Consider the following 17,641-nt stretch of genomic DNA (forward strand, 5'->3'; position numbering starts at 1 on the left):
CCTCTTTACTATTTATAATAGCATTTGAATCAGTTTTTTTGATTAAAATGTAAAACATACGTGGCATTAAATCCAAAAACAAAATTCCCATCACTAAGGTTAAAGTTATTAGGAGTTTGTGTAATAAATGCATCTTCTACCATATTTCTTGCATTCGTCATCTGAAATTGAAGCATTAAATCACTCATTTCCCAATTTACACCCAATACAAAAGCATCATAAGTGTCAATTGACTTCATTGGATTGGTTAAATAGTAGTACTCTGATACTATAGATACATGACCTCCTACTTTATACCTTGCTCCTATTCCTATTGCAAAATGATTCTGTGGATCTTCTTCGAAACTAGAAGAACCTTTATGAATAAAAGTTGGTGAGAGTTGCAATGAGAATTGAGGAGTAAATTTACGAGCTATCAAAACCTGACTAGTAAATGCCATCCGATCTATAAACTCATCAGATAATGGTATACCACCATAAGATTCATTCTTTTTGCTTCTATATGAAGCATTTTGAAAAAGTGTAATACTTAATGGGATGCCTTTTTTATCTCTTCTTTGACGTACAAGATTATATTTTAAGAATCCATCAAAAATACCATCTAATGTGGATCCACCAACTCCAAAAGTTAATCTATTTGATAAACCATATTCTAAAGCTATTCTTGCCGTCCATTTATCAGCAACAAAACTTTGACTTGGATAATCTGGAATATTCCAGAACAAATTCATCGCCTTTACTTCTAAAACTCCTTTTCTTCTATTTTCAATTGAGTGTCCTAGTGAAATACGAGTTCCTTTGAATGTGGCTATTTCATATTGAGGTTTATCTGGATATTCTTTCTCTAGTTTTTCCAGTAAATCTTGGGCATTTATAGAACTACCAAATCCAATTAGTATAACTATAAATCGAAGAAAAAATTTATTATTTCTCATATGACTGATATTCAAATCTGAATTTAATTGATATAATTTTAGCAATATTGGGTGCTAGAATCGGTGGAATCTTAATATCAAAATCTTTAACAACAACTTCAAAATCACCAGTTATGATATACTTTCCATTGATATTCTCAATATTTGTTTTAATCTCGACCTCTTTAGCAATATCTCGTACCGTAAGTGTTCCTTTTACCATTTTAGTCTGAGTACCTTCCACTAAAGGATCAAAATCAATAATAGTACCTTGAAAAGTAGCTTTCGGATATAAATCAGATTCGATATAACTTTCATTAAAGTGTTCGTGCATTAATGATTTCTTAAACACAAACGCATTCATCAACATACTTATGGCTATCTCATTTTTTGAGAAATCAATTATACTCAAAACTTGATTGTTTTTCGCTTCTATATTTTCTACAGAAGTATAAGAAAAGAAAGAGACATGTCCTTGACGTGTTATAACTTGATCCGATATTTCATCAGAGTTTATAAAATTTGTCAAAAGAAATAGTAGAATAATGATTCTATTCATTGCTTTATTGGTTAATCAGCATACAGTTTAATAGGATGGCGTCTTTTAGAAATCCTTTACAAATTCCTTTGATCATAACTTTCTGACCTCTTTTAAGGTTTTTCACTTTCATAATTTGATTAGACTGCATATCACACAGTACGCCAGAATGTTTATTTTCACCATACAATATTACTGTATTTCGGTTATTTAAAAAAGTAACTTCCTTTACAATACCTTCTACCTCGATAATTTTACCTTTGTAAATTGAATTTGCATTTTCCTCATTCTTAATAAATGATACCGTAAGCTTTTCAGAACTTGTATTTATTTCTGTGGATATGTTGATTATATTAATTTTCGGTTTATTATAATATCCAAAATAAACACAAAGGCTTCCTATCAAAAATAGAGTGAAAAGTAAAAAAGTTATTTTGTTTTTTTTATTCATTTGCTATATGAAAGCTATTATTTATTCTTTTACGTAATATGGAAAACACATTCCAAAAATGTAAAAAAAATCTATCCTTTTTGAATGGTTTATTTCATTCTTTTTCTAAATAATAATTCCTGGCAAATAAATAGGAATTAATACACTCTTGAAAAAAAACTTTTATAAGAATGAAAAATAGAGTTTAAAAAGGAAAAAAAGACATTGAAATGAGTTATAATTCTTTCTTGATTTAAAAACAATCGCAAGAAAATATAGTATTTTCGTTTTCAGAAATTCGTTAAGCATATAGTGGTATATAGCTTTTGAGTATCCAAATCAGATTATTAAACAATGAGAAAAGACAGATTATATTTTTTAACTTTTATTTCCATATCCGTTATTTTTCTAATTATTGCTTCATTTGGTGTAAAATACTTCATTAAGGTTAGTGCTAATCAATTAATTGAGATACAATTAGAATCCAGTAAAAGAGAAGCTAATGAAATAGCTAAATTAATCCATTATCAAATAATAGATGGAACAGACAAACAAAAGATTATAAGTAATGTTCAGGATGTCATTGAAAACACTCATAATCAAGCCTCTTTTATTTGTTTATTTGATTGGTCAGGAAAAGAAGTATGTCATCCAGATATAACAAAAGTTGGTCAAAAAGTAAATTCTGATCAATCACTTCTTAAGTCATTAAACGAAGAAAACAGTTCTGACAAATTATATTATCTTCTACTTAAACAAAAAAAAGAAAGTGATACTATTCCTGGTATTAATACAGAATCAGAAATTGTTTATATATCCCCTGTAAAAGATTCAGATCTAATTGTTGCTGCTCATATCAATCTTAATAAAATAAGTGTGCAAATCAGAAAGCTAAAAACAAGTTTTTATACCATTTTTGCTCTAATGGGTGGATTGATTATTCTATCCTCCTTTTTTGCGGTTCGAATTATTGGAAGTTATTATGAAAAACAATTAGAACAAAAAAACATAAGCTTAGAAAGTGAATTACTTAACCTATCTAAATTAAATACGGATCTTATCGCATATCAACAAAAGGTAGTTGAAAATATCGAAGAAGAATCACTAGAATCAATGGTAGAATCTTCAAAAGAATCTGGTAAAAAGAGAATTCTTACCTATATCAGAAACGAATTGGTTCCAGTTCCTATAAATAACATATCCTACATATACACAGAAAACACAATAACATACATTGTATGTTTTGATGGCAAAAAATCTACTAGTAATGATAGCTTAGATGATTTACTATTGAATTTGGATACTTCTCTCTTTTTTAGAGCAAATCGCCAGTTTATAATTAGTATTACTGCGATAGCAAAAATTATTAAATATGGAAATAGCCAACTTAAAATTTTGATCAGAGATTCGGACGTTGAAATAATTATAAGTAAAAACAAAGCGGCAGAATTTAGACAATGGCTAAATATTTAGTAGCCATTTGTCTTTCTTACAATAGCATTCTTCTCTAAGTTTATAAACATAAATTGGTATTTCCCTATCGCCCTTATAACTAGTGGTTTTGACGGATACAGAATCTTTTTTTTAAAGACGATTTAGGTAGACATTAGGTGAACATTTCTTGAAAAAACAACTTAATACACTGCAAATCAAGTTTTTATATTTTGTTTTCTTTTGCGATTTTAATATAATTTTGAAAACAAAAACTCCATTGTAATTTCAAAGCTTTTTTTTCCTTTTCAAGACTATTTTTTCCTTCTCACACACATTAATTTGATTTTACCTCCCTCATTGATTGTTATTTGTGGCATAAATCATAAATAATTTAAAATGAAAAAATCAATTTTCTTATTACTCGTTTCCATATCATTATTATCAAGTTGTAGTAGTGATGATACAGATCAACAAATCATTCCAGAACCAGAAGCTAATGCTGTACAACTAGCTGACAACGATATACACGGAAAAATACTTACTGATACAGAAGGTATGTCACTTTATTTCTTTTCAAGAGATTCTAAAGAACAATCAGAATGTAACAATGACTGTAAAACAGCTTGGCCTATATTTTATAAAGCTGATTTAACACTAGATGATGGTTTAGATGCCAATGATTTTGGTGTAATTACTAGAACAGATGGAGAGAAACAGACAACTTATAAAGGATGGCCATTATATTATTTTGCTAATGATAACGCAGCAGGAGATACTAATGGCGATAAAATAGGTGACAACTGGTACATTGCTAAACCTGATTACTCCCTAATGTATGCAGAAGCTCAATTAGTTGGTAGAGATAGTGATGGAAATGATCTAAACTTTACCAGTGAGTATGTTGCCGGAGATGAACTTACATTCTATATGACAAGTAGTACTGGTAGAACAATCTATGCTTTTGTCAACGATGCCAAAGATGATAATAATTATACTGCACAAGATTTTTCTAATGATGGAATTTGGCCAATTTTCCATATAGATATAGATAGGTTACCAAGTATTTTGGATGCTAGTGATTTCGGAACTATAGATGTTTTTGGCAGATCACAATTAACCTATAAGGGAAGACCTCTTTACTATTTCGGACAAGATACAGAAAGAGGAGATAACTATGGAATTAGTGTTCCTTCGCCAGGTATATGGCCAGTAGTTAATACAGATACGACATCACTCTAAAAGAGTAAGTTTTAGGTTTATTTATAAGTAGTTAGTTAGTTGGTTATAAGAGGAAGTGTAAACATAATTCCTTCCTCTTATTCTCAAATCATAAATGATATAAAAAATGAAGAAGATAATCCTATTAATCATTACTCCTATTTTATTTCGATTACTACCAAAAAGTAATTAAATATTAACAATGAAGAAGCCTTTATCATCAGTTTCAAAAAAAAAAATCAACATATAAAGTGTTTAAGTAGGTTAGTTAGTTGATCATCAGGAGAAGGGTGTTTTTTTTCTCTTCTCCTGTTATTAAAACCCATTACAAATGAAGAATATTTTAAAATTAAAAAACATACTTGTACTGATAGTACTTATTACTTTTTTTTCGTGCGAGAATAATGTAGAGGAAGAATCTGGTGTAATCGCAGAAGAATCGTGCGATCCCACTATTTCTTTTACAGCTAGCATTAAATCAATTATTGATAACAACTGTATTCAATGTCATGGTGGTAATCGATTTCCTGATTTAAGAACCCATCAAGGAATAAGTAATAGCGCTGAAATTGTTAAAACACAAGTTGTTAATAGAACAATGCCTCAAGGAGGATCATTAACCAATGATCAGATAGAAATGATTCGTTGCTGGATAGAAAGTGGAGCATTAAACAATTAAACCTAAATCTTATGACAAGAAAAACAAGAATAATAGTCATCATTTCGATGCTGATTATAGCCTTAATAGGAACGTTTATTTACACCGCTGTATATAACAAACCTCATATAGATGTGTCAGAAACTGCACCAAACATATCCATAGAATCTAGTGTTTTATTGGATGATTTTCTAAATGATGAAACACAGGCGAATTCAAAATATTTAGATCAAATAATTGAGATAAGCGGTGCCATATCCGAAATAACCACCAATAAAGATGGTAATGGGATAATTACTTTGAGCAATGAAAACTCTATTGGCAGCGTAATATGTCATTTATCTCCAGAAGAAAACAAAAAAATAAATAGCTTAAAAAAAGAACAAAAAATCACTATTAAAGGTATCTGCACTGGGTATCTAATGGATGTAATATTGGTAAAATGTGTACTTGTTTATTAACATTTAAATTTTAAAACTATGAAATCAATAAATATATTATTATGCTTTTTCCTTTTCTCTACTATTTCATTTGGACAAGGAAAATTCTTAACTAAACAAGGATATGCCTCCTTTTTTTCTAGCTCTCCTGCAGAAGATATTGAAGCTAACAACAATCAGGTGCTAAGTATCATAGATACATCAACAGGGACTATCGCTATTTCTATACTAATGAAATCCTTTATGTTCGAGAAATCATTGATGCAAGAACATTTTAATGAAAATTATGTAGAATCTGACAAATACCCTAAAGCCATTTTTAAAGGTCAAATTCTGGATTTCAAAAACATTGCTGGAAACGAACAAGTAGTATCTATAGTCGGAGATATCACGATTCATGGTGTTACTAAAAAATTAGAAACTCAGGGTAAAATTAATAAAACAGAAGGAAGTATAACGTTAGCAGGAGATTTTCCGGTGAAGGTTGCTGATTTTGGAATTAAGATACCATCCGTAGTTGTAAATAATATCGCCGAAACTATAAAAGTAACATTCGAATTAGATCACAAACCTTATAAAAAATAATATGAAGAAGCTTTTAATGGTTTTTACTCTATGGGCAATTAGTTCACATACATTTGCCCAAGATCTATTCGATATTTTAGAGGAAGAGACTCCACAAACAAAAAATTATACTACTTCGACATTCAAAGGAACCAGAATATTAAATGGTCATTCTGTAGAGAATCGAAAAAAAGGAACCTTAGAGTTTGTAATATCTCACCGATTTGGGAGAGTTAATCTAGGTGCTGATGAGTTATATGGGTTAGATCAGTCTAATATCCGTTTTGCATTTGAGTATGGCTTATCAGATGACATTATGTTAGGGGTTGGTAGAAGTAGTTTTGATAAAACATATGATGGGTTTGTTAAGTACAAGTTCTTAAAACAAAGTTCTGGTAAAAATTCATTTCCATTTACAGCATCTCTTTTTGGAAGTGTTGCATACAGGACTTTAAAAGATTTTGATCCAGAAAATGAACCTAGTTTTAGTCAAAAGTTATCCTATGTTTCTCAAGTACTAATAGCTAGAAAATTCAGTTCAGGGTTTTCATTACAAATTACTCCAACTTATATCCATAGAAATTCTGTAAAAATAGATGAAGATCCTCATGATATTTTTGCCGTTGGTATTGGTAGTAGAATAAAGTTAACAAATAGGGTTTCTATAAACGGAGAATACTTTTATACAGTAAATCCATTAGAATCCATTAACTCTTCTAATTCATTAGCTTTTGGAGTAGATATAGAAACCGGAGGACACATCTTCCAAATAATCCTCTCTAATTCTATAACGATGATTGAGAAAAGCTTTATCACTGAATCCACTGATGATTTTTTTGAAGGAGATATACATCTAGGTTTTAATATTTCTAGAGCTTTCCAAGTTGGGAATAAGAAAAAGAAAAAACTGAAAGCAATGAAAGAAGCCGGTCTGTAAATAATTATTAAATGATCTAAAATGTATAGAAAAAATTATAAAGTTAAAGGAGAAGATGTGGATGATTTTATGGTCATGCAAGATGTTGCTTACCATAATTACACATCATCTTTACTAAATGCCTTCTTGCTGGAAAAAGGATATTCTAAACGAAAAAGAGAAATGCTTAAGATTGACTTACAAGAATCCATAGAATCTTTAATATTTAGAAAACACTTAATGTTCACTCAAGTTTTTTTTGTGAATTTAGAACTTTTGGATGTTGATTATAAAGAATGGAAATTGACTTTTAGAAACCGCTTTTTTAATGCTAATAACGAATTATGCGTAACGGCAAATACAAAGCTATATTGGTTTGATAATGCACAACAAGAAATTATTAAACCGCCTAAAAAGATTATAGATCGACTGCTTAATTGAATTATCTATTATTCACAAAAGGGGATAAAAATTGCTGTGAAGATTTTTTATAATTAAGTGGTTAGTTACTGGTAGAGGTTGAATTCTAAATCAAAATAAAGAATTCAGCCTCTTTTACTATAATCTTTTTAAAGAATTACAACATTTCAGCAGCTTCATCATCCTGAATTTCATCAAGAGAAAGGTTTCCTCCAAATATAACTTTCAGGTTTTTGATTTCTTGTCCGCCTAATTCTTTACCATTAAAATTCACCTGTTTTTCTTTCATTTTTCAAAAATTTAATATTGTTTAAAAAAACTGTTACCTCAAAAGTATGGAACGATATAACAGCTTTTACCACCCTTTTCGGGTAGTTTTTATAGATGTTCAATGGTCTAAAGTTTAGAGGGAATTTATTTAACTCCTATTACAAGAATTAATTATAAGTCTATTATTGGCATTTATTTAACTGTAAACAAGATTCATTTTTACTAATTTTAAAACCATCGATCTATTCATAAATCACACATCATGAAAACACTCATTACTTTCATTATTTCATTGATCCTATCTTTTTTTGTAAGTAAAGCACAAGCTAATTCCTCCTTAAAAGCTAATTTTAAAACTGGAGATCCAGGTATAACTTCTATTCACAAAATGACTTTTGGTCCAGAAGGAATTCTTTTTATTGGCGATAGTAATACCGCTCAGATTATAGCAATTGACCTAAGTGCGCACCCTAAAGTCGATAACTCTAAAGTAAAACTAGATCAACTAGACAAACTAATATCTGATATGATGGGGACAACTATCGATCAGATTCAGATCACTGATATGGTAGTAAATCCGGAGAATAATAACATCTATCTTTCGATTAATCATAGTTCTGGTGTACCCATACTATTAAGGGTAGTAGATAATGTATTAAAACAAGTTCCTCTGGACAATGTTTCTCATAGTAAAACAGCTTTACAAAATGCCGTTTCCGAAGAAGCAAAAGACCGTCGCGGTAGAAAGTTACGTAAATGGGCAGTGGCGGATCTTAAATATACAGAAGGAAAAATTCTATTATCCGGTTTAAGTAATCAAGAATTTGCTTCTACTTTTAGATCAATTGATTTTCCATTTAGTGATAAACAGGCATCTAGTTCATTAGAAATTTATCACGCTGCACACGGGAAATATGAAACCCACGCTCCTATAAAAACATTTATCCCAACTAAAATCAATGGAGATTCACATATAGTTGCTGGTTATACGTGTACCCCATTAGTAGTTTTTCCAATGAATGAAATCAAGCCAGGTAAACATCATAAAGGAAGAACAGTTGCTGAATTAGGAAGTGGAAACTCTCCAGTTGATATGATTGAAATCGAAAATGAAGGAAATCGTTATTTACTTATTGCAAATAGCAATAGACCACTAATGAAAATGGATTTTAAAGATCTTGCTGCCTATAAAGATTCACTTACCACTCCAGTGACAAAAAAAGGTGCCGCAGAAGGTGTTGACTATGTAAACCTACCCTATGTTAATGTACAACAACTGGATAAATTAGGAGATGGTTTTATTATTATACAAAGAGAATCTAACGGAAATTTGGCGTTAAAAACCGGAAACAGTTGGTGGGTAAAGTAATGAAACAAGATATTCCAGTTTCATCATTATTAATTGATATTTTATAGTGAAGAATCTCATCTGTATTCTATGGACCCTTATAAGTATAGCTCCAGAAATGTTTGCTCAAACATCACTGGAGTTTATTTTTAATGAAAATCAAATAACCATTTCAAATAGTGAAGTAATTACAGAAAATATTCTTGTATTTAAAGGAGAGATTCCTGAAGATCAGTTACCTGTCACCACTTCGATTCTAGGAAAAATCGTTAAAAAAGAAAAAGAAATTCATTTCATACCTATAGTACCATTTGGATGGAACCAAAAATATACTGTATTATATAATCATACAATAACACATTTTTCATTGCCAGTTCCCGAAAATTATGAATTCCTATCAGTAAGCAAAATATATCCTACTTCTTCTAGATTACCTTCTAACCTTTTAAAATGGTATATCAGGTTTTCAAAACCTATTAATACGGCTCATATATATGATCATATAAAATTCGTAAACGCATCTGGAGATACATTATCAAGAGTGGTGCTTCGTTTAGAGAATGCTTTGATTTCTGATAATGCCACGCTCCTAACCCTATGGATAGAACCAGGAAGACAGAAACGCGATCTCATTCCCAATAAACAACTAGGTCCTGTTTTTAATAATCAAGAAAATTATTCTTTGATAATTTCCAAAAATATTAAAGATAATAAAGGTGTATCCATGCAAAAAGATTTTATACACCCTTTTCTAATAACGGATACGGATAGAGTAAAACTAGCAATAAATACTTGGGAAATTAATTCTATTGAAGCTAATTCTAGAGGCAATCTCCTAATTAAATGTGATGAACCAATAGATTATGGAAGTAGTCTGAATAATATTACTATTCTCAATAGTAATGATCAAGAAGTCACAGGTACTTGGGATCTTTTGAATCAAGAAAAAGTAATAGCATTTAAACCAAAAGAGCCTTGGAAAAAGGATAGTTACGAGGTTCATTTTGATGCAGGTATTGAAGATTTAGCAGGAAACAATCTTTACCGATTATTTGATAATGAATTACATACTATATCGGACAAAGAAATTCCTATTGAGAGTTATAAGTTAGAATTTATAATAAAATAAAAAAAGGCAGTTTTCACTGCCTTTTTTATCATATAAGTAGGTATTTCATCTCAATAGTAGTTTTGAGACTCATTTAGGGTTTTTAGTTTCCAGCTAAAAGCACGAATGAATTACTTGAAACTGGAGATACATTATAGCTATTCACATTTTTTAATGTTTTCATATATTTTTCTGCCTCAAGAAAAGCATTTTCCATAGGGCTAATAGTCGGATTATTATCCAGAGTAATCGTTTTAGCAATCACTTCTCCATTAGTGTACTCAATTGTTATTTTCCATCTTTTAACTGAATGAAAATTTTTAGAGACTAAAGAATTTTCCTCTTTAACATTTTTCTCCGCTTTTTTATTTTTTTCTTTTTCATTCTCCGAGTTTGTTGTTGCATACCCTAAAGACACACAAAATAATGCAGTAATAAGTAAGAGTTTCATAGGTGATGATTTTTGGTTACGTTTCGACGAATATACATATATAATTTGATTATTCAAATATTTTTTTAATAAAATTTTATTTGAATATTAAAAAAACACATGTATATTTGAATTATGGTAAATAAGAACTTGAAAAGGCTTCTCAAAAAAAGTAAGGGAACTAAAACGGTATATGGGATTTCTAAAACTTTAGGAGTAAGCCCACAGGCTGGAGATTATGTTGTAAAACGTAAAAACCTAGCAAAAGACTTTGAAAGACTGCAAAGAATTGCTGATTATATGGAGGTAGACATAAAAGATATTATAGATAAGTACAAATAACTGATCACCAATATTTTACTTACAATTATTATTCTCAATACGTGTTTTTTGCTTGACTTACTTATTAATCGATAATACTCGTTTAGGTGATTGGAGAAATTATAATCAAACTTTTATACTTATCTTTCAATAAAAAAACCAATCTAAACAACATACTTTTTAATGAGATTTATCTTCATTGTTTTCTTGTCTTTCCTATATAATTCCTCTATCACTCCAGAAACCTATATCGGAAAATGGCAAATAGAAGGTGGATCTATTATAGAAATATATAAAGATGGAAATCGTTTTTACGGAAAAATAAATAAACGTGCTGAGCGTCCAATTTCCAACCTTAATGGTTTAGATAATAATAATCCTGATCATAATCTTAGACAGCGTCCATTATTGGGTATGGATATACTTAATGACTTAAATTTTGAAGATGGAGAATTGTCCGGAGGAACAATTTATAATGCGGATAGTGGAAAAACATATACAGTGAAAGTCTGGATCGATACGGATAATACAGATACTTGTTATATCAGGGCTTATAAGGGCTTTTTATTCAAAACCTTTGAGGCAAAAAGAGTTAATCACTAACTAAAACATCCCTTACTTACCTCCTATTAATTCTCTTTTTAGATTATAAGATCTACTAGATTCTATGCGTACTATTACCATAGTTTATCACTTTTTTTATCACATAAAATAATTGATAATATTAACAATTTTCATTCGAAAAAATTCTTAAAAATATAGTATATTTAAAGGTACGTCCTTTATTGTCAATGCATTACATCTTTTTTGTTTGGCAAACCACTAGAATTCCTATTCTAACAACCGTTTTAACCCTTTTAATTCTATTATTACTATGAGTATCGTAAGACCAACCCCAAAAGGTAAGGTAAGAAGACCTAACTTCAAAGACCAATACAACAATTATATTGGTGGAAAATGGACCGCTCCTGTTAAAGGCCAATACTTTGACAACATTTCTCCTGTTGATGGAACCAGTTTTACAAAAATTGCTAGATCAACTGAAGAAGATATTGAACTCGCTATTGACTCAGCCTGGAAAGCCGCTCCAGAGTGGAATAATTCCTCTGCTACCTTTCGTAGTAATTGCTTATTAAAAATTGCTGATGTAATCGAGAAAAACCTTGACACTCTGGCTCGTGCCGAAACATGGGACAATGGAAAAGCACTACGTGAAACTTTGGCAGCCGATCTCCCACTAGCTATTGATCATTTTAGATATTTTGCAGGTGTAATTCGCGCAGAAGAAGGATCGGCTAGTGAGTTAGACCATAACACTTTGTCGGTTAACATCTTAGAGCCATTAGGTGTTGTTGGTCAGATCATTCCTTGGAACTTCCCTATATTAATGGCTACTTGGAAAATAGCTCCTGCTCTAGCAGCCGGAAATTGCGTAGTATTAAAACCAGCAGAACAAACTCCTGTAGGCATTATGATCCTTATGGAATTGATTGAAGGAATACTCCCTGACGGTGTCCTTAATGTAGTAAATGGATTTGGTATTGAAGCAGGAAAACCATTAGCTTCTAGTACCAGAATAAAAAAAGTAGCCTTTACAGGTGAGACTACAACTGGTCAACTTATCATGCAATACGCTTCTAAAAATATAACTCCCGTTACACTGGAGCTAGGTGGTAAATCTCCAAATATCTTTTTTGAGAGTATTATGGAAGCAGATGATGAGTTTTTTGACAAATGTATTGAAGGCGCTGTGTTATTTGCTCTCAATCAAGGAGAAGTATGCACCTGTCCATCCAGAATATTAATTCAGGAAAGCATTTATGATGCATTCATAGAACGCGTTATAGAACGCACGGAAGCAATCGAACTGGGACATCCATTGGATCCAGAAACCATGATGGGAGCACAAGCGTCAAACGATCAGTACGAAAAGATCCTTAACTATATCAATATAGGTAAAGATGAAGGATGCGAAGTACTATCAGGAGGTAAAGCTGCTTATGTAGAAGGATTAGAAAATGGTTTTTACATTGAACCTACTTTATTGTTAGGAAATAATAAAATGCGTGTTTTTCAGGAAGAAATCTTTGGTCCTGTAGCTTGTGTAACTACTTTCAAAGATGAGGCTGAAGCTATAGAAATTGCTAATGACACTCTTTATGGTTTAGGTGCTGGTGTTTGGACTCGTGATATGCATCAAGCTTATCAGATATCCAGATCAGTACAAGCTGGTCGTGTATGGGTTAATTGCTATCACACATATCCCGCTCATGCGCCATTTGGAGGTTACAAAAAATCTGGTATCGGCAGAGAAAATCATAAAATGATGCTTAACCATTATCGTCAGACTAAAAACATGCTTATTTCTTATGACAAGAAACCAATGGGGTTCTTCTAAAATAAACTGTTAATATGACGTCACGTGTTAAGATTACAGAGGCTGCAAAGGCTGTGATTGATACCCTTACTAAGAAACATGGGGAATTGATGTTTCATCAAAGCGGAGGATGCTGTGATGGGTCATCGCCTATGTGTTTTGAAAAAGGGGAATTGATGATCAACGAAACTGATATTTGGTTAGGAACCATACATAACTGCAATTTCTACATGTCTTCAGATCAATTTGAATACTGGAAGCATACACAATTAACTGTAGACGTGGTAGAAGGTCGTGGATCTAGTTTTTCTTTGGAAATTCCTATGGGAATTAGATTTATCATTAAATCCAGAATATACAGTGACAAAGAAAGCAATGAATTGAGTCCTATTCATATTGGTGAGATGGTATAACAATTTACAGAGATCTTAAAATCATAAGAAAACAGGCTGCTAAAAACAGGCTGTTTTTTTTTAAAACAATAGCTATTAAAATAATTCTACAGAGTGCTATTAGATCACATGCTTGCCTTCAATTAAAAACTGATACCTGGTAGAAATTACTTTATAAATAAAAAGAAAAATTAACTGGATGACACTCATAGTATAAAGAACGTCCTATTAAATTTCCATTTTTTTCATCGTGTTTTTTATTTTATCAACTTGTTCATTTGTGAAATCCTTTCTCATATGGGGTCTAAATTTACTCATGATATTTCCCTCTATTGTAGAATGATACAAACCTAAAGAATGACCAATTTCATGAGGTGCTGTCGGTGTATATAAAAACTCATCAGTAATTAAAACTCTTTGATCTTTTCCTATTCCGGCTATTGTTAATGTATTAGCTCTCTTCATAATATATATGGTTATCCTGTTTTTATTATATGAATTCTGTGTTTGGGCTAAGAATACCCTTGTCTCTTCTCCTCCATTATCTCTTAAATCATATAATTCATCGTCTATCATGATTGCAATATCTCCTTTTTCTAAACCTATACCATATCTATGAAAAAAGCTTCCATTTAAATTATTAATAAAATCTGTTTCATCTAAATTATAAGAAGATTGGTTGGATACCACAGAAGGTTGGATATAAATGATATCTACTTTGATGGTTTGTTCTAGGGTATTAGAAAAAACTTGCTCAATCTGAAAAGGAACATAATCATCTTCTACATTACAAGAAATAAAAAACAAAAAGGCAAGCGTTGCTACAAATGACTTCATAAATTGAATATTAGATATTAAACATTTTCTGTTAATGAGTCCTACGCATTCCCAGCGCTATGAAGCACAATTGAATACATCTTTCGAGCTTGTTATATATGGGTAATTCTGATTATAGTCGTAGCAACAAAAACTATAAATCATCGAAGTATGATTTCGCTCAAATCGAATTTTAGGTAAGCCAATCTATAACGCAATATCAATACTTATCGCACTATAATTAAGTTTGTGTGAGAATATCTTTGACGAATAATTCATGTAAATATAGTCATTAAAAAGATATAGAAACAGGGAATTTTCCCCCTATATTTATAACGAAAAACATCACTTATAGTATTTCATAGGGTTTACAAATGTATTAATTTTGATTTTTTTTAAGGGAATTAACACTTTATTAGAGTTAAAACGAGATAAAGTATATGATTAGGATTGTTAACATATCAAAAGAATAAGCCTGACACATAAAATCTGTTTTCATAATATTTTGAATCGCTCAAAAAAGAAATTATAATCTATATATTTACAGCTTACTAATTCTGGTTTTATTTTGCATCCTAACAACATTCATAATTCATCTTATGAGTTTGACGCTCTATGTGTTACTCATCAAGAATTATCAAATCATGTTTTGATAACTTCTTATGGTAATAAGAGTATTGATTTTTCTGATAATCAAGCGGTAATAGAGTTAAACAGAGCTATTCTAAAGCATCATTACCATTTGAATGACTGGAGTGTTCCTGAAAACTATCTCTGTCCTCCTATTCCTGGAAGAGCTGATTACATCCATTATATAAAAGATCTACTTAAGGAAAATACTAATAGTGATCAAATAAAAGGATTAGATATTGGTGTTGGTGCTAATTGTATTTATCCAATTCTGGGATCGCAAATTTATAACTGGAAAATGGTAGGCGTAGATATTAATATAGTAGCAGTTAAAACTGCTAAAGAAACTATTGATCTTACTACAGATTTAAAAAACAATATTGAAATAAGGCATCAAACGAATAATGCCCATATATTCGAAAGTATTATTAAACCTAAAGAATATTACCATTTTTCTATGTGTAATCCTCCTTTTCATTCATCAGAAAAAGAAGCTACCAAAGGTACATTGCGAAAACTAAAAAACTTATCCTCAGGTGATACCCAAATCAAATCTGTTGAACTAAATTTTGGTGGTCAAGCCAATGAACTGTGGTGTAATGGCGGAGAAGCTTTATTTATTAAACGAATGATCAAGCAAAGTATACTCTTTAAAACTCAAGTTGGTTGGTTTACAACTTTGGTATCTAAAAAAGAAAATCTATCCAAAATCTACAAACAACTCAATAAATTAAAAGCTGTTCATAAAACAGTAGAGATGTCTCAAGGAAAAAAACAAAGTCGATTTGTTGCCTGGAAATTCCCGAAAGAATAAGAGATTCTATTTTTAAACGATTCCAGCAAAAAGAACTTATTCTGGAGGTCTACCGTGAATTTCTTCAAATTTAGTATCGAAATTTTCTCTTAAATATGCATTCAGCTTTTTTCGGTAATCATCCTTTAACCAAGATAAAAAATTATAGGTACTTCTACTGATACACTTAGCATAACTTTGTATCCTATGGTCTATATCTTCACCTAGCATTTTTGCTAAAGCTAAAGCATCGTATACATCCTCACTATTTTCTATACAAATCTTTGCGTGTTGTGTTATTGATCTTTCCAAAACGACTTTAGAGGATTCTCCTTTTCTAACAGAATCTTTATAGGTTTCCTTAATATCAAAGTATACCTCTTCAGAATTGGCAAATTCAGCTCTTAATTCTTCGGGCATTTCATGTCTGAATTTATTTTCGATATCCTCATCATTAAGGAGTTTATCCATATAATAATCAGGCGAATTAAATATTTTTTGCCAATCTAGATCAGCTCCCCAAGGACCAAATCGATGATGATTGTTTCCTAAGTCAATAACATTAAATGTAGATTTGTTCTTTAGGATTCGGGAACCACGACCGATCATCTGATAATACAAAGTCAATGATTTTGTAGCACGATTTAGGATAATGGTATCCACTGTAGGCTCATCAAATCCAGTTGTCAAAATACTTACAGAAGTCAAAATAGCGTTAGGTGTTTCCTTAAACCATTCAAGAATCTGTTTTCTTTGTTTTTTAGTAGCTGTGTTATCTAAATGCGCTACAGGATATCCAGCCGATCTAAAAGTATCAAAAACGTGTAATGATGTATTAATACCATTATTAAATATTAAGGTTTTCTTACCTTTAGAATGCTTTTCATACGCTTGTAACAACTGCGTTAACATGGTACTATTGGTATATAAATCCTCAGAAGATTTTACGGTATAATCCCCGTTAGATCCTACTTCTAGAGAAGTTAATCCCATATTATATGCAAACACCTCTGCTCTGGCCAAAAATTCATTCTCGATTAGAGACTCTATAGTTTCACCAACAATTAGTTCGTTATAATTGTCTTTCATTGGCAATTTTATATTCGAACTTAATGGTGTGGCCGTAACTCCTAGAATAAAGGACTTTTCGAAAAACTTAAATAACTTCGTAAAAGAATTATAGTGTGCTTCATCAATAATTACTAGCCCAATATCAGAAATATCTAACTTACCTTCATTTAACCTATTATTTAAGGTTTCTACCATAGCAACAAAACAACTATACCTATCTTGATCTTCCAGATTCGCCTTACTGTCAACTACTTTGTTATCAACACCAAATCCTGTAAGCATCTTAGATGTTTGCTTACACAATTCTATACGATGCGTCATCACTAGTACTTTTCTGTTATGATGCTTTAGGTATTGTCTTACTATCTCAGAAAAAATAACTGTCTTTCCACCTCCAGTTGGTAATTGATATAATAGGTGGTAATCTTCCGGAGCATCTTCAAAACTTTTAAAAATTTTATTAATGGCTCCTTTTTGATAGCTATATAAATCTTTTCCTCTTTTTTTCTCTTGTAATTCTGTAGTTGACTCCGACATACTTTCTGATTTCTAG

At 30.9% G+C, this 17,641-nt stretch carries 21 protein-coding genes; 14 read left to right on the forward strand and 7 right to left on the reverse strand.

What is annotated here, in order from left to right:
- Nucleotides 1-29 precede the first annotated feature (29 nt).
- The 3 genes from Q0975_RS11550 to Q0975_RS11560 are packed head-to-tail and all read right to left on the reverse strand — an operon-like array spanning nucleotide 30 to nucleotide 1,903.
- On the reverse strand, nucleotides 30-935 hold the full coding sequence (locus Q0975_RS11550) for a DUF5777 family beta-barrel protein (protein WP_299436763.1): 906 nt from the start codon (nucleotides 933-935) through the stop codon (nucleotides 30-32).
- A complete protein-coding gene (locus tag Q0975_RS11555; protein ID WP_299436765.1) occupies nucleotides 925-1,473 on the reverse strand; it encodes a YceI family protein in 549 nt (182 codons plus the stop codon). Before Q0975_RS11555 ends, Q0975_RS11550 begins: the two co-directional genes overlap by 11 nt.
- A 4-nt stretch (nucleotides 1,474-1,477) precedes the next feature.
- Nucleotides 1,478-1,903 carry a hypothetical protein gene (locus Q0975_RS11560; protein ID WP_299436767.1) on the reverse strand — a complete coding sequence of 142 codons (426 nt, stop codon included), beginning with the start codon at nucleotides 1,901-1,903 and terminating at the stop codon, nucleotides 1,478-1,480.
- A gap of 333 nt (nucleotides 1,904-2,236) precedes the next feature.
- On the opposite strand from Q0975_RS11560, the gene Q0975_RS11565 reads away from it, so the two are divergent.
- The 7 genes from Q0975_RS11565 to Q0975_RS11595 all read left to right on the forward strand — a co-directional run bounded on the left by Q0975_RS11565 (nucleotide 2,237) and on the right by Q0975_RS11595 (nucleotide 7,553).
- A complete protein-coding gene (locus tag Q0975_RS11565) occupies nucleotides 2,237-3,355 on the forward strand; it encodes a LytTR family DNA-binding domain-containing protein (protein WP_299436769.1) in 1,119 nt (372 codons plus the stop codon).
- 357 nt (nucleotides 3,356-3,712) lie between these two features.
- Complete coding sequence (locus tag Q0975_RS11570) at nucleotides 3,713-4,555, forward strand: hypothetical protein (protein ID WP_299436771.1); 843 nt, start codon at nucleotides 3,713-3,715, stop codon at nucleotides 4,553-4,555.
- Nucleotides 4,556-4,865: 310 nt separating this feature from the next.
- Complete coding sequence (locus Q0975_RS11575) at nucleotides 4,866-5,213, forward strand: cytochrome c (protein WP_299436773.1); 348 nt, start codon at nucleotides 4,866-4,868, stop codon at nucleotides 5,211-5,213.
- An 11-nt stretch (nucleotides 5,214-5,224) separates the two neighbouring features.
- Nucleotides 5,225-5,653, forward strand: coding sequence for a hypothetical protein (locus tag Q0975_RS11580; RefSeq protein ID WP_299436775.1), 429 nt, complete (start codon nucleotides 5,225-5,227; stop codon nucleotides 5,651-5,653).
- A gap of 18 nt (nucleotides 5,654-5,671) precedes the next feature.
- Complete coding sequence (locus Q0975_RS11585) at nucleotides 5,672-6,217, forward strand: YceI family protein (RefSeq protein ID WP_299436777.1); 546 nt, start codon at nucleotides 5,672-5,674, stop codon at nucleotides 6,215-6,217.
- A gap of 1 nt (nucleotide 6,218) precedes the next feature.
- Nucleotides 6,219-7,133, forward strand: coding sequence for a DUF5777 family beta-barrel protein (locus tag Q0975_RS11590; RefSeq protein WP_299436779.1), 915 nt, complete (start codon nucleotides 6,219-6,221; stop codon nucleotides 7,131-7,133).
- 21 nt (nucleotides 7,134-7,154) lie between these two features.
- Nucleotides 7,155-7,553, forward strand: a complete 399-nt coding sequence (locus Q0975_RS11595; protein WP_299436781.1) for a thioesterase family protein — start codon at nucleotides 7,155-7,157, stop codon at nucleotides 7,551-7,553.
- A 136-nt stretch (nucleotides 7,554-7,689) separates the two neighbouring features.
- Here Q0975_RS11595 and Q0975_RS11600 read toward each other — a convergent pair whose 3' ends face one another.
- Entirely contained in the window at nucleotides 7,690-7,821 is a 132-nt protein-coding gene (locus Q0975_RS11600) for a hypothetical protein (RefSeq protein ID WP_299436783.1), read from the reverse strand.
- A 243-nt stretch (nucleotides 7,822-8,064) separates the two neighbouring features.
- Between Q0975_RS11600 and Q0975_RS11605 the strand changes: the two genes are divergently transcribed.
- Together Q0975_RS11605 and Q0975_RS11610 are read left to right on the forward strand one after the other, a co-directional pair.
- On the forward strand, nucleotides 8,065-9,171 hold the full coding sequence (locus Q0975_RS11605) for a hypothetical protein (RefSeq protein WP_299436785.1): 1,107 nt from the start codon (nucleotides 8,065-8,067) through the stop codon (nucleotides 9,169-9,171).
- 46 nt (nucleotides 9,172-9,217) lie between these two features.
- Nucleotides 9,218-10,279, forward strand: a complete 1,062-nt coding sequence (locus tag Q0975_RS11610; RefSeq protein WP_299436787.1) for an Ig-like domain-containing protein — start codon at nucleotides 9,218-9,220, stop codon at nucleotides 10,277-10,279.
- Between the two features lie 82 nt (nucleotides 10,280-10,361).
- Here the strand turns inward: Q0975_RS11610 and Q0975_RS11615 are convergent, their stop codons facing one another.
- Entirely contained in the window at nucleotides 10,362-10,709 is a 348-nt protein-coding gene (locus Q0975_RS11615) for a hypothetical protein (RefSeq protein WP_299436789.1), read from the reverse strand.
- Between the two features lie 129 nt (nucleotides 10,710-10,838).
- Here Q0975_RS11615 and Q0975_RS11620 point away from each other — a divergent pair, with 129 nt between their 5' ends.
- From Q0975_RS11620 to Q0975_RS11635, 4 genes are all read left to right on the forward strand, one after another.
- Entirely contained in the window at nucleotides 10,839-11,030 is a 192-nt protein-coding gene (locus Q0975_RS11620) for a hypothetical protein (RefSeq protein ID WP_299436790.1), read from the forward strand.
- Nucleotides 11,031-11,192: 162 nt separating this feature from the next.
- Nucleotides 11,193-11,612, forward strand: coding sequence for a DUF2147 domain-containing protein (locus Q0975_RS11625; RefSeq protein ID WP_299436791.1), 420 nt, complete (start codon nucleotides 11,193-11,195; stop codon nucleotides 11,610-11,612).
- Nucleotides 11,613-11,883: 271 nt separating this feature from the next.
- Nucleotides 11,884-13,407: an aldehyde dehydrogenase family protein gene (locus Q0975_RS11630; RefSeq protein WP_299436792.1), complete on the forward strand. Its 1,524-nt coding sequence runs from the start codon at nucleotides 11,884-11,886 to the stop codon at nucleotides 13,405-13,407.
- A gap of 14 nt (nucleotides 13,408-13,421) precedes the next feature.
- Complete coding sequence (locus tag Q0975_RS11635; RefSeq protein ID WP_299436793.1) at nucleotides 13,422-13,799, forward strand: DUF779 domain-containing protein; 378 nt, start codon at nucleotides 13,422-13,424, stop codon at nucleotides 13,797-13,799.
- Between the two features lie 207 nt (nucleotides 13,800-14,006).
- Here the strand turns inward: Q0975_RS11635 and Q0975_RS11640 are convergent, their stop codons facing one another.
- Nucleotides 14,007-14,615 carry a matrixin family metalloprotease gene (locus Q0975_RS11640; protein WP_299436794.1) on the reverse strand — a complete coding sequence of 203 codons (609 nt, stop codon included), beginning with the start codon at nucleotides 14,613-14,615 and terminating at the stop codon, nucleotides 14,007-14,009.
- Nucleotides 14,616-15,162: 547 nt separating this feature from the next.
- Here Q0975_RS11640 and rlmF point away from each other — a divergent pair.
- The gene (gene rlmF, locus Q0975_RS11645; protein WP_299436795.1) at nucleotides 15,163-16,038 is read left to right on the forward strand and encodes a 23S rRNA (adenine(1618)-N(6))-methyltransferase RlmF; all 876 of its coding nucleotides are present in this window, start codon (nucleotides 15,163-15,165) and stop codon (nucleotides 16,036-16,038) included.
- A gap of 36 nt (nucleotides 16,039-16,074) precedes the next feature.
- Here the strand turns inward: rlmF and Q0975_RS11650 are convergent, their stop codons facing one another.
- Nucleotides 16,075-17,625: a DEAD/DEAH box helicase gene (locus Q0975_RS11650; protein WP_299436796.1), complete on the reverse strand. Its 1,551-nt coding sequence runs from the start codon at nucleotides 17,623-17,625 to the stop codon at nucleotides 16,075-16,077.
- Between the last annotated feature and the right edge of the window lie 16 nt (nucleotides 17,626-17,641).

It is taken from the genome of uncultured Aquimarina sp., from assembly GCF_947500065.1.
GTDB lineage: Bacteria > Bacteroidota > Bacteroidia > Flavobacteriales > Flavobacteriaceae > Aquimarina.

Bases quoted from the DNA above. Each gene is read 5' to 3' on its own strand.
- Q0975_RS11605 (WP_299436785.1), top strand. From the start codon at position 8,065: ATGAAAACACTCATTACTTTCATTATTTCATTGATCCTATCTTTTTTT.
- Q0975_RS11550 (WP_299436763.1), bottom strand. From the start codon at position 935: ATGAGAAATAATAAATTTTTTCTTCGATTTATAGTTATACTAATTGGA.
- Q0975_RS11590 (WP_299436779.1), top strand. From the start codon at position 6,219: ATGAAGAAGCTTTTAATGGTTTTTACTCTATGGGCAATTAGTTCACAT.
- Q0975_RS11585 (WP_299436777.1), top strand. From the start codon at position 5,672: ATGAAATCAATAAATATATTATTATGCTTTTTCCTTTTCTCTACTATT.
- Q0975_RS11560 (WP_299436767.1), bottom strand. From the start codon at position 1,903: ATGAATAAAAAAAACAAAATAACTTTTTTACTTTTCACTCTATTTTTG.
- Q0975_RS11600 (WP_299436783.1), bottom strand. From the start codon at position 7,821: ATGAAAGAAAAACAGGTGAATTTTAATGGTAAAGAATTAGGCGGACAA.
- Q0975_RS11640 (WP_299436794.1), bottom strand. From the start codon at position 14,615: ATGAAGTCATTTGTAGCAACGCTTGCCTTTTTGTTTTTTATTTCTTGT.
- Q0975_RS11630 (WP_299436792.1), top strand. From the start codon at position 11,884: ATGAGTATCGTAAGACCAACCCCAAAAGGTAAGGTAAGAAGACCTAAC.
- Q0975_RS11595 (WP_299436781.1), top strand. From the start codon at position 7,155: ATGTATAGAAAAAATTATAAAGTTAAAGGAGAAGATGTGGATGATTTT.
- Q0975_RS11565 (WP_299436769.1), top strand. From the start codon at position 2,237: ATGAGAAAAGACAGATTATATTTTTTAACTTTTATTTCCATATCCGTT.
- Q0975_RS11570 (WP_299436771.1), top strand. From the start codon at position 3,713: ATGAAAAAATCAATTTTCTTATTACTCGTTTCCATATCATTATTATCA.
- Q0975_RS11650 (WP_299436796.1), bottom strand. From the start codon at position 17,625: ATGTCGGAGTCAACTACAGAATTACAAGAGAAAAAAAGAGGAAAAGAT.
- Q0975_RS11580 (WP_299436775.1), top strand. From the start codon at position 5,225: ATGACAAGAAAAACAAGAATAATAGTCATCATTTCGATGCTGATTATA.
- Q0975_RS11625 (WP_299436791.1), top strand. From the start codon at position 11,193: ATGAGATTTATCTTCATTGTTTTCTTGTCTTTCCTATATAATTCCTCT.
- Q0975_RS11615 (WP_299436789.1), bottom strand. From the start codon at position 10,709: ATGAAACTCTTACTTATTACTGCATTATTTTGTGTGTCTTTAGGGTAT.
- Q0975_RS11635 (WP_299436793.1), top strand. From the start codon at position 13,422: ATGACGTCACGTGTTAAGATTACAGAGGCTGCAAAGGCTGTGATTGAT.
- Q0975_RS11575 (WP_299436773.1), top strand. From the start codon at position 4,866: ATGAAGAATATTTTAAAATTAAAAAACATACTTGTACTGATAGTACTT.
- Q0975_RS11555 (WP_299436765.1), bottom strand. From the start codon at position 1,473: ATGAATAGAATCATTATTCTACTATTTCTTTTGACAAATTTTATAAAC.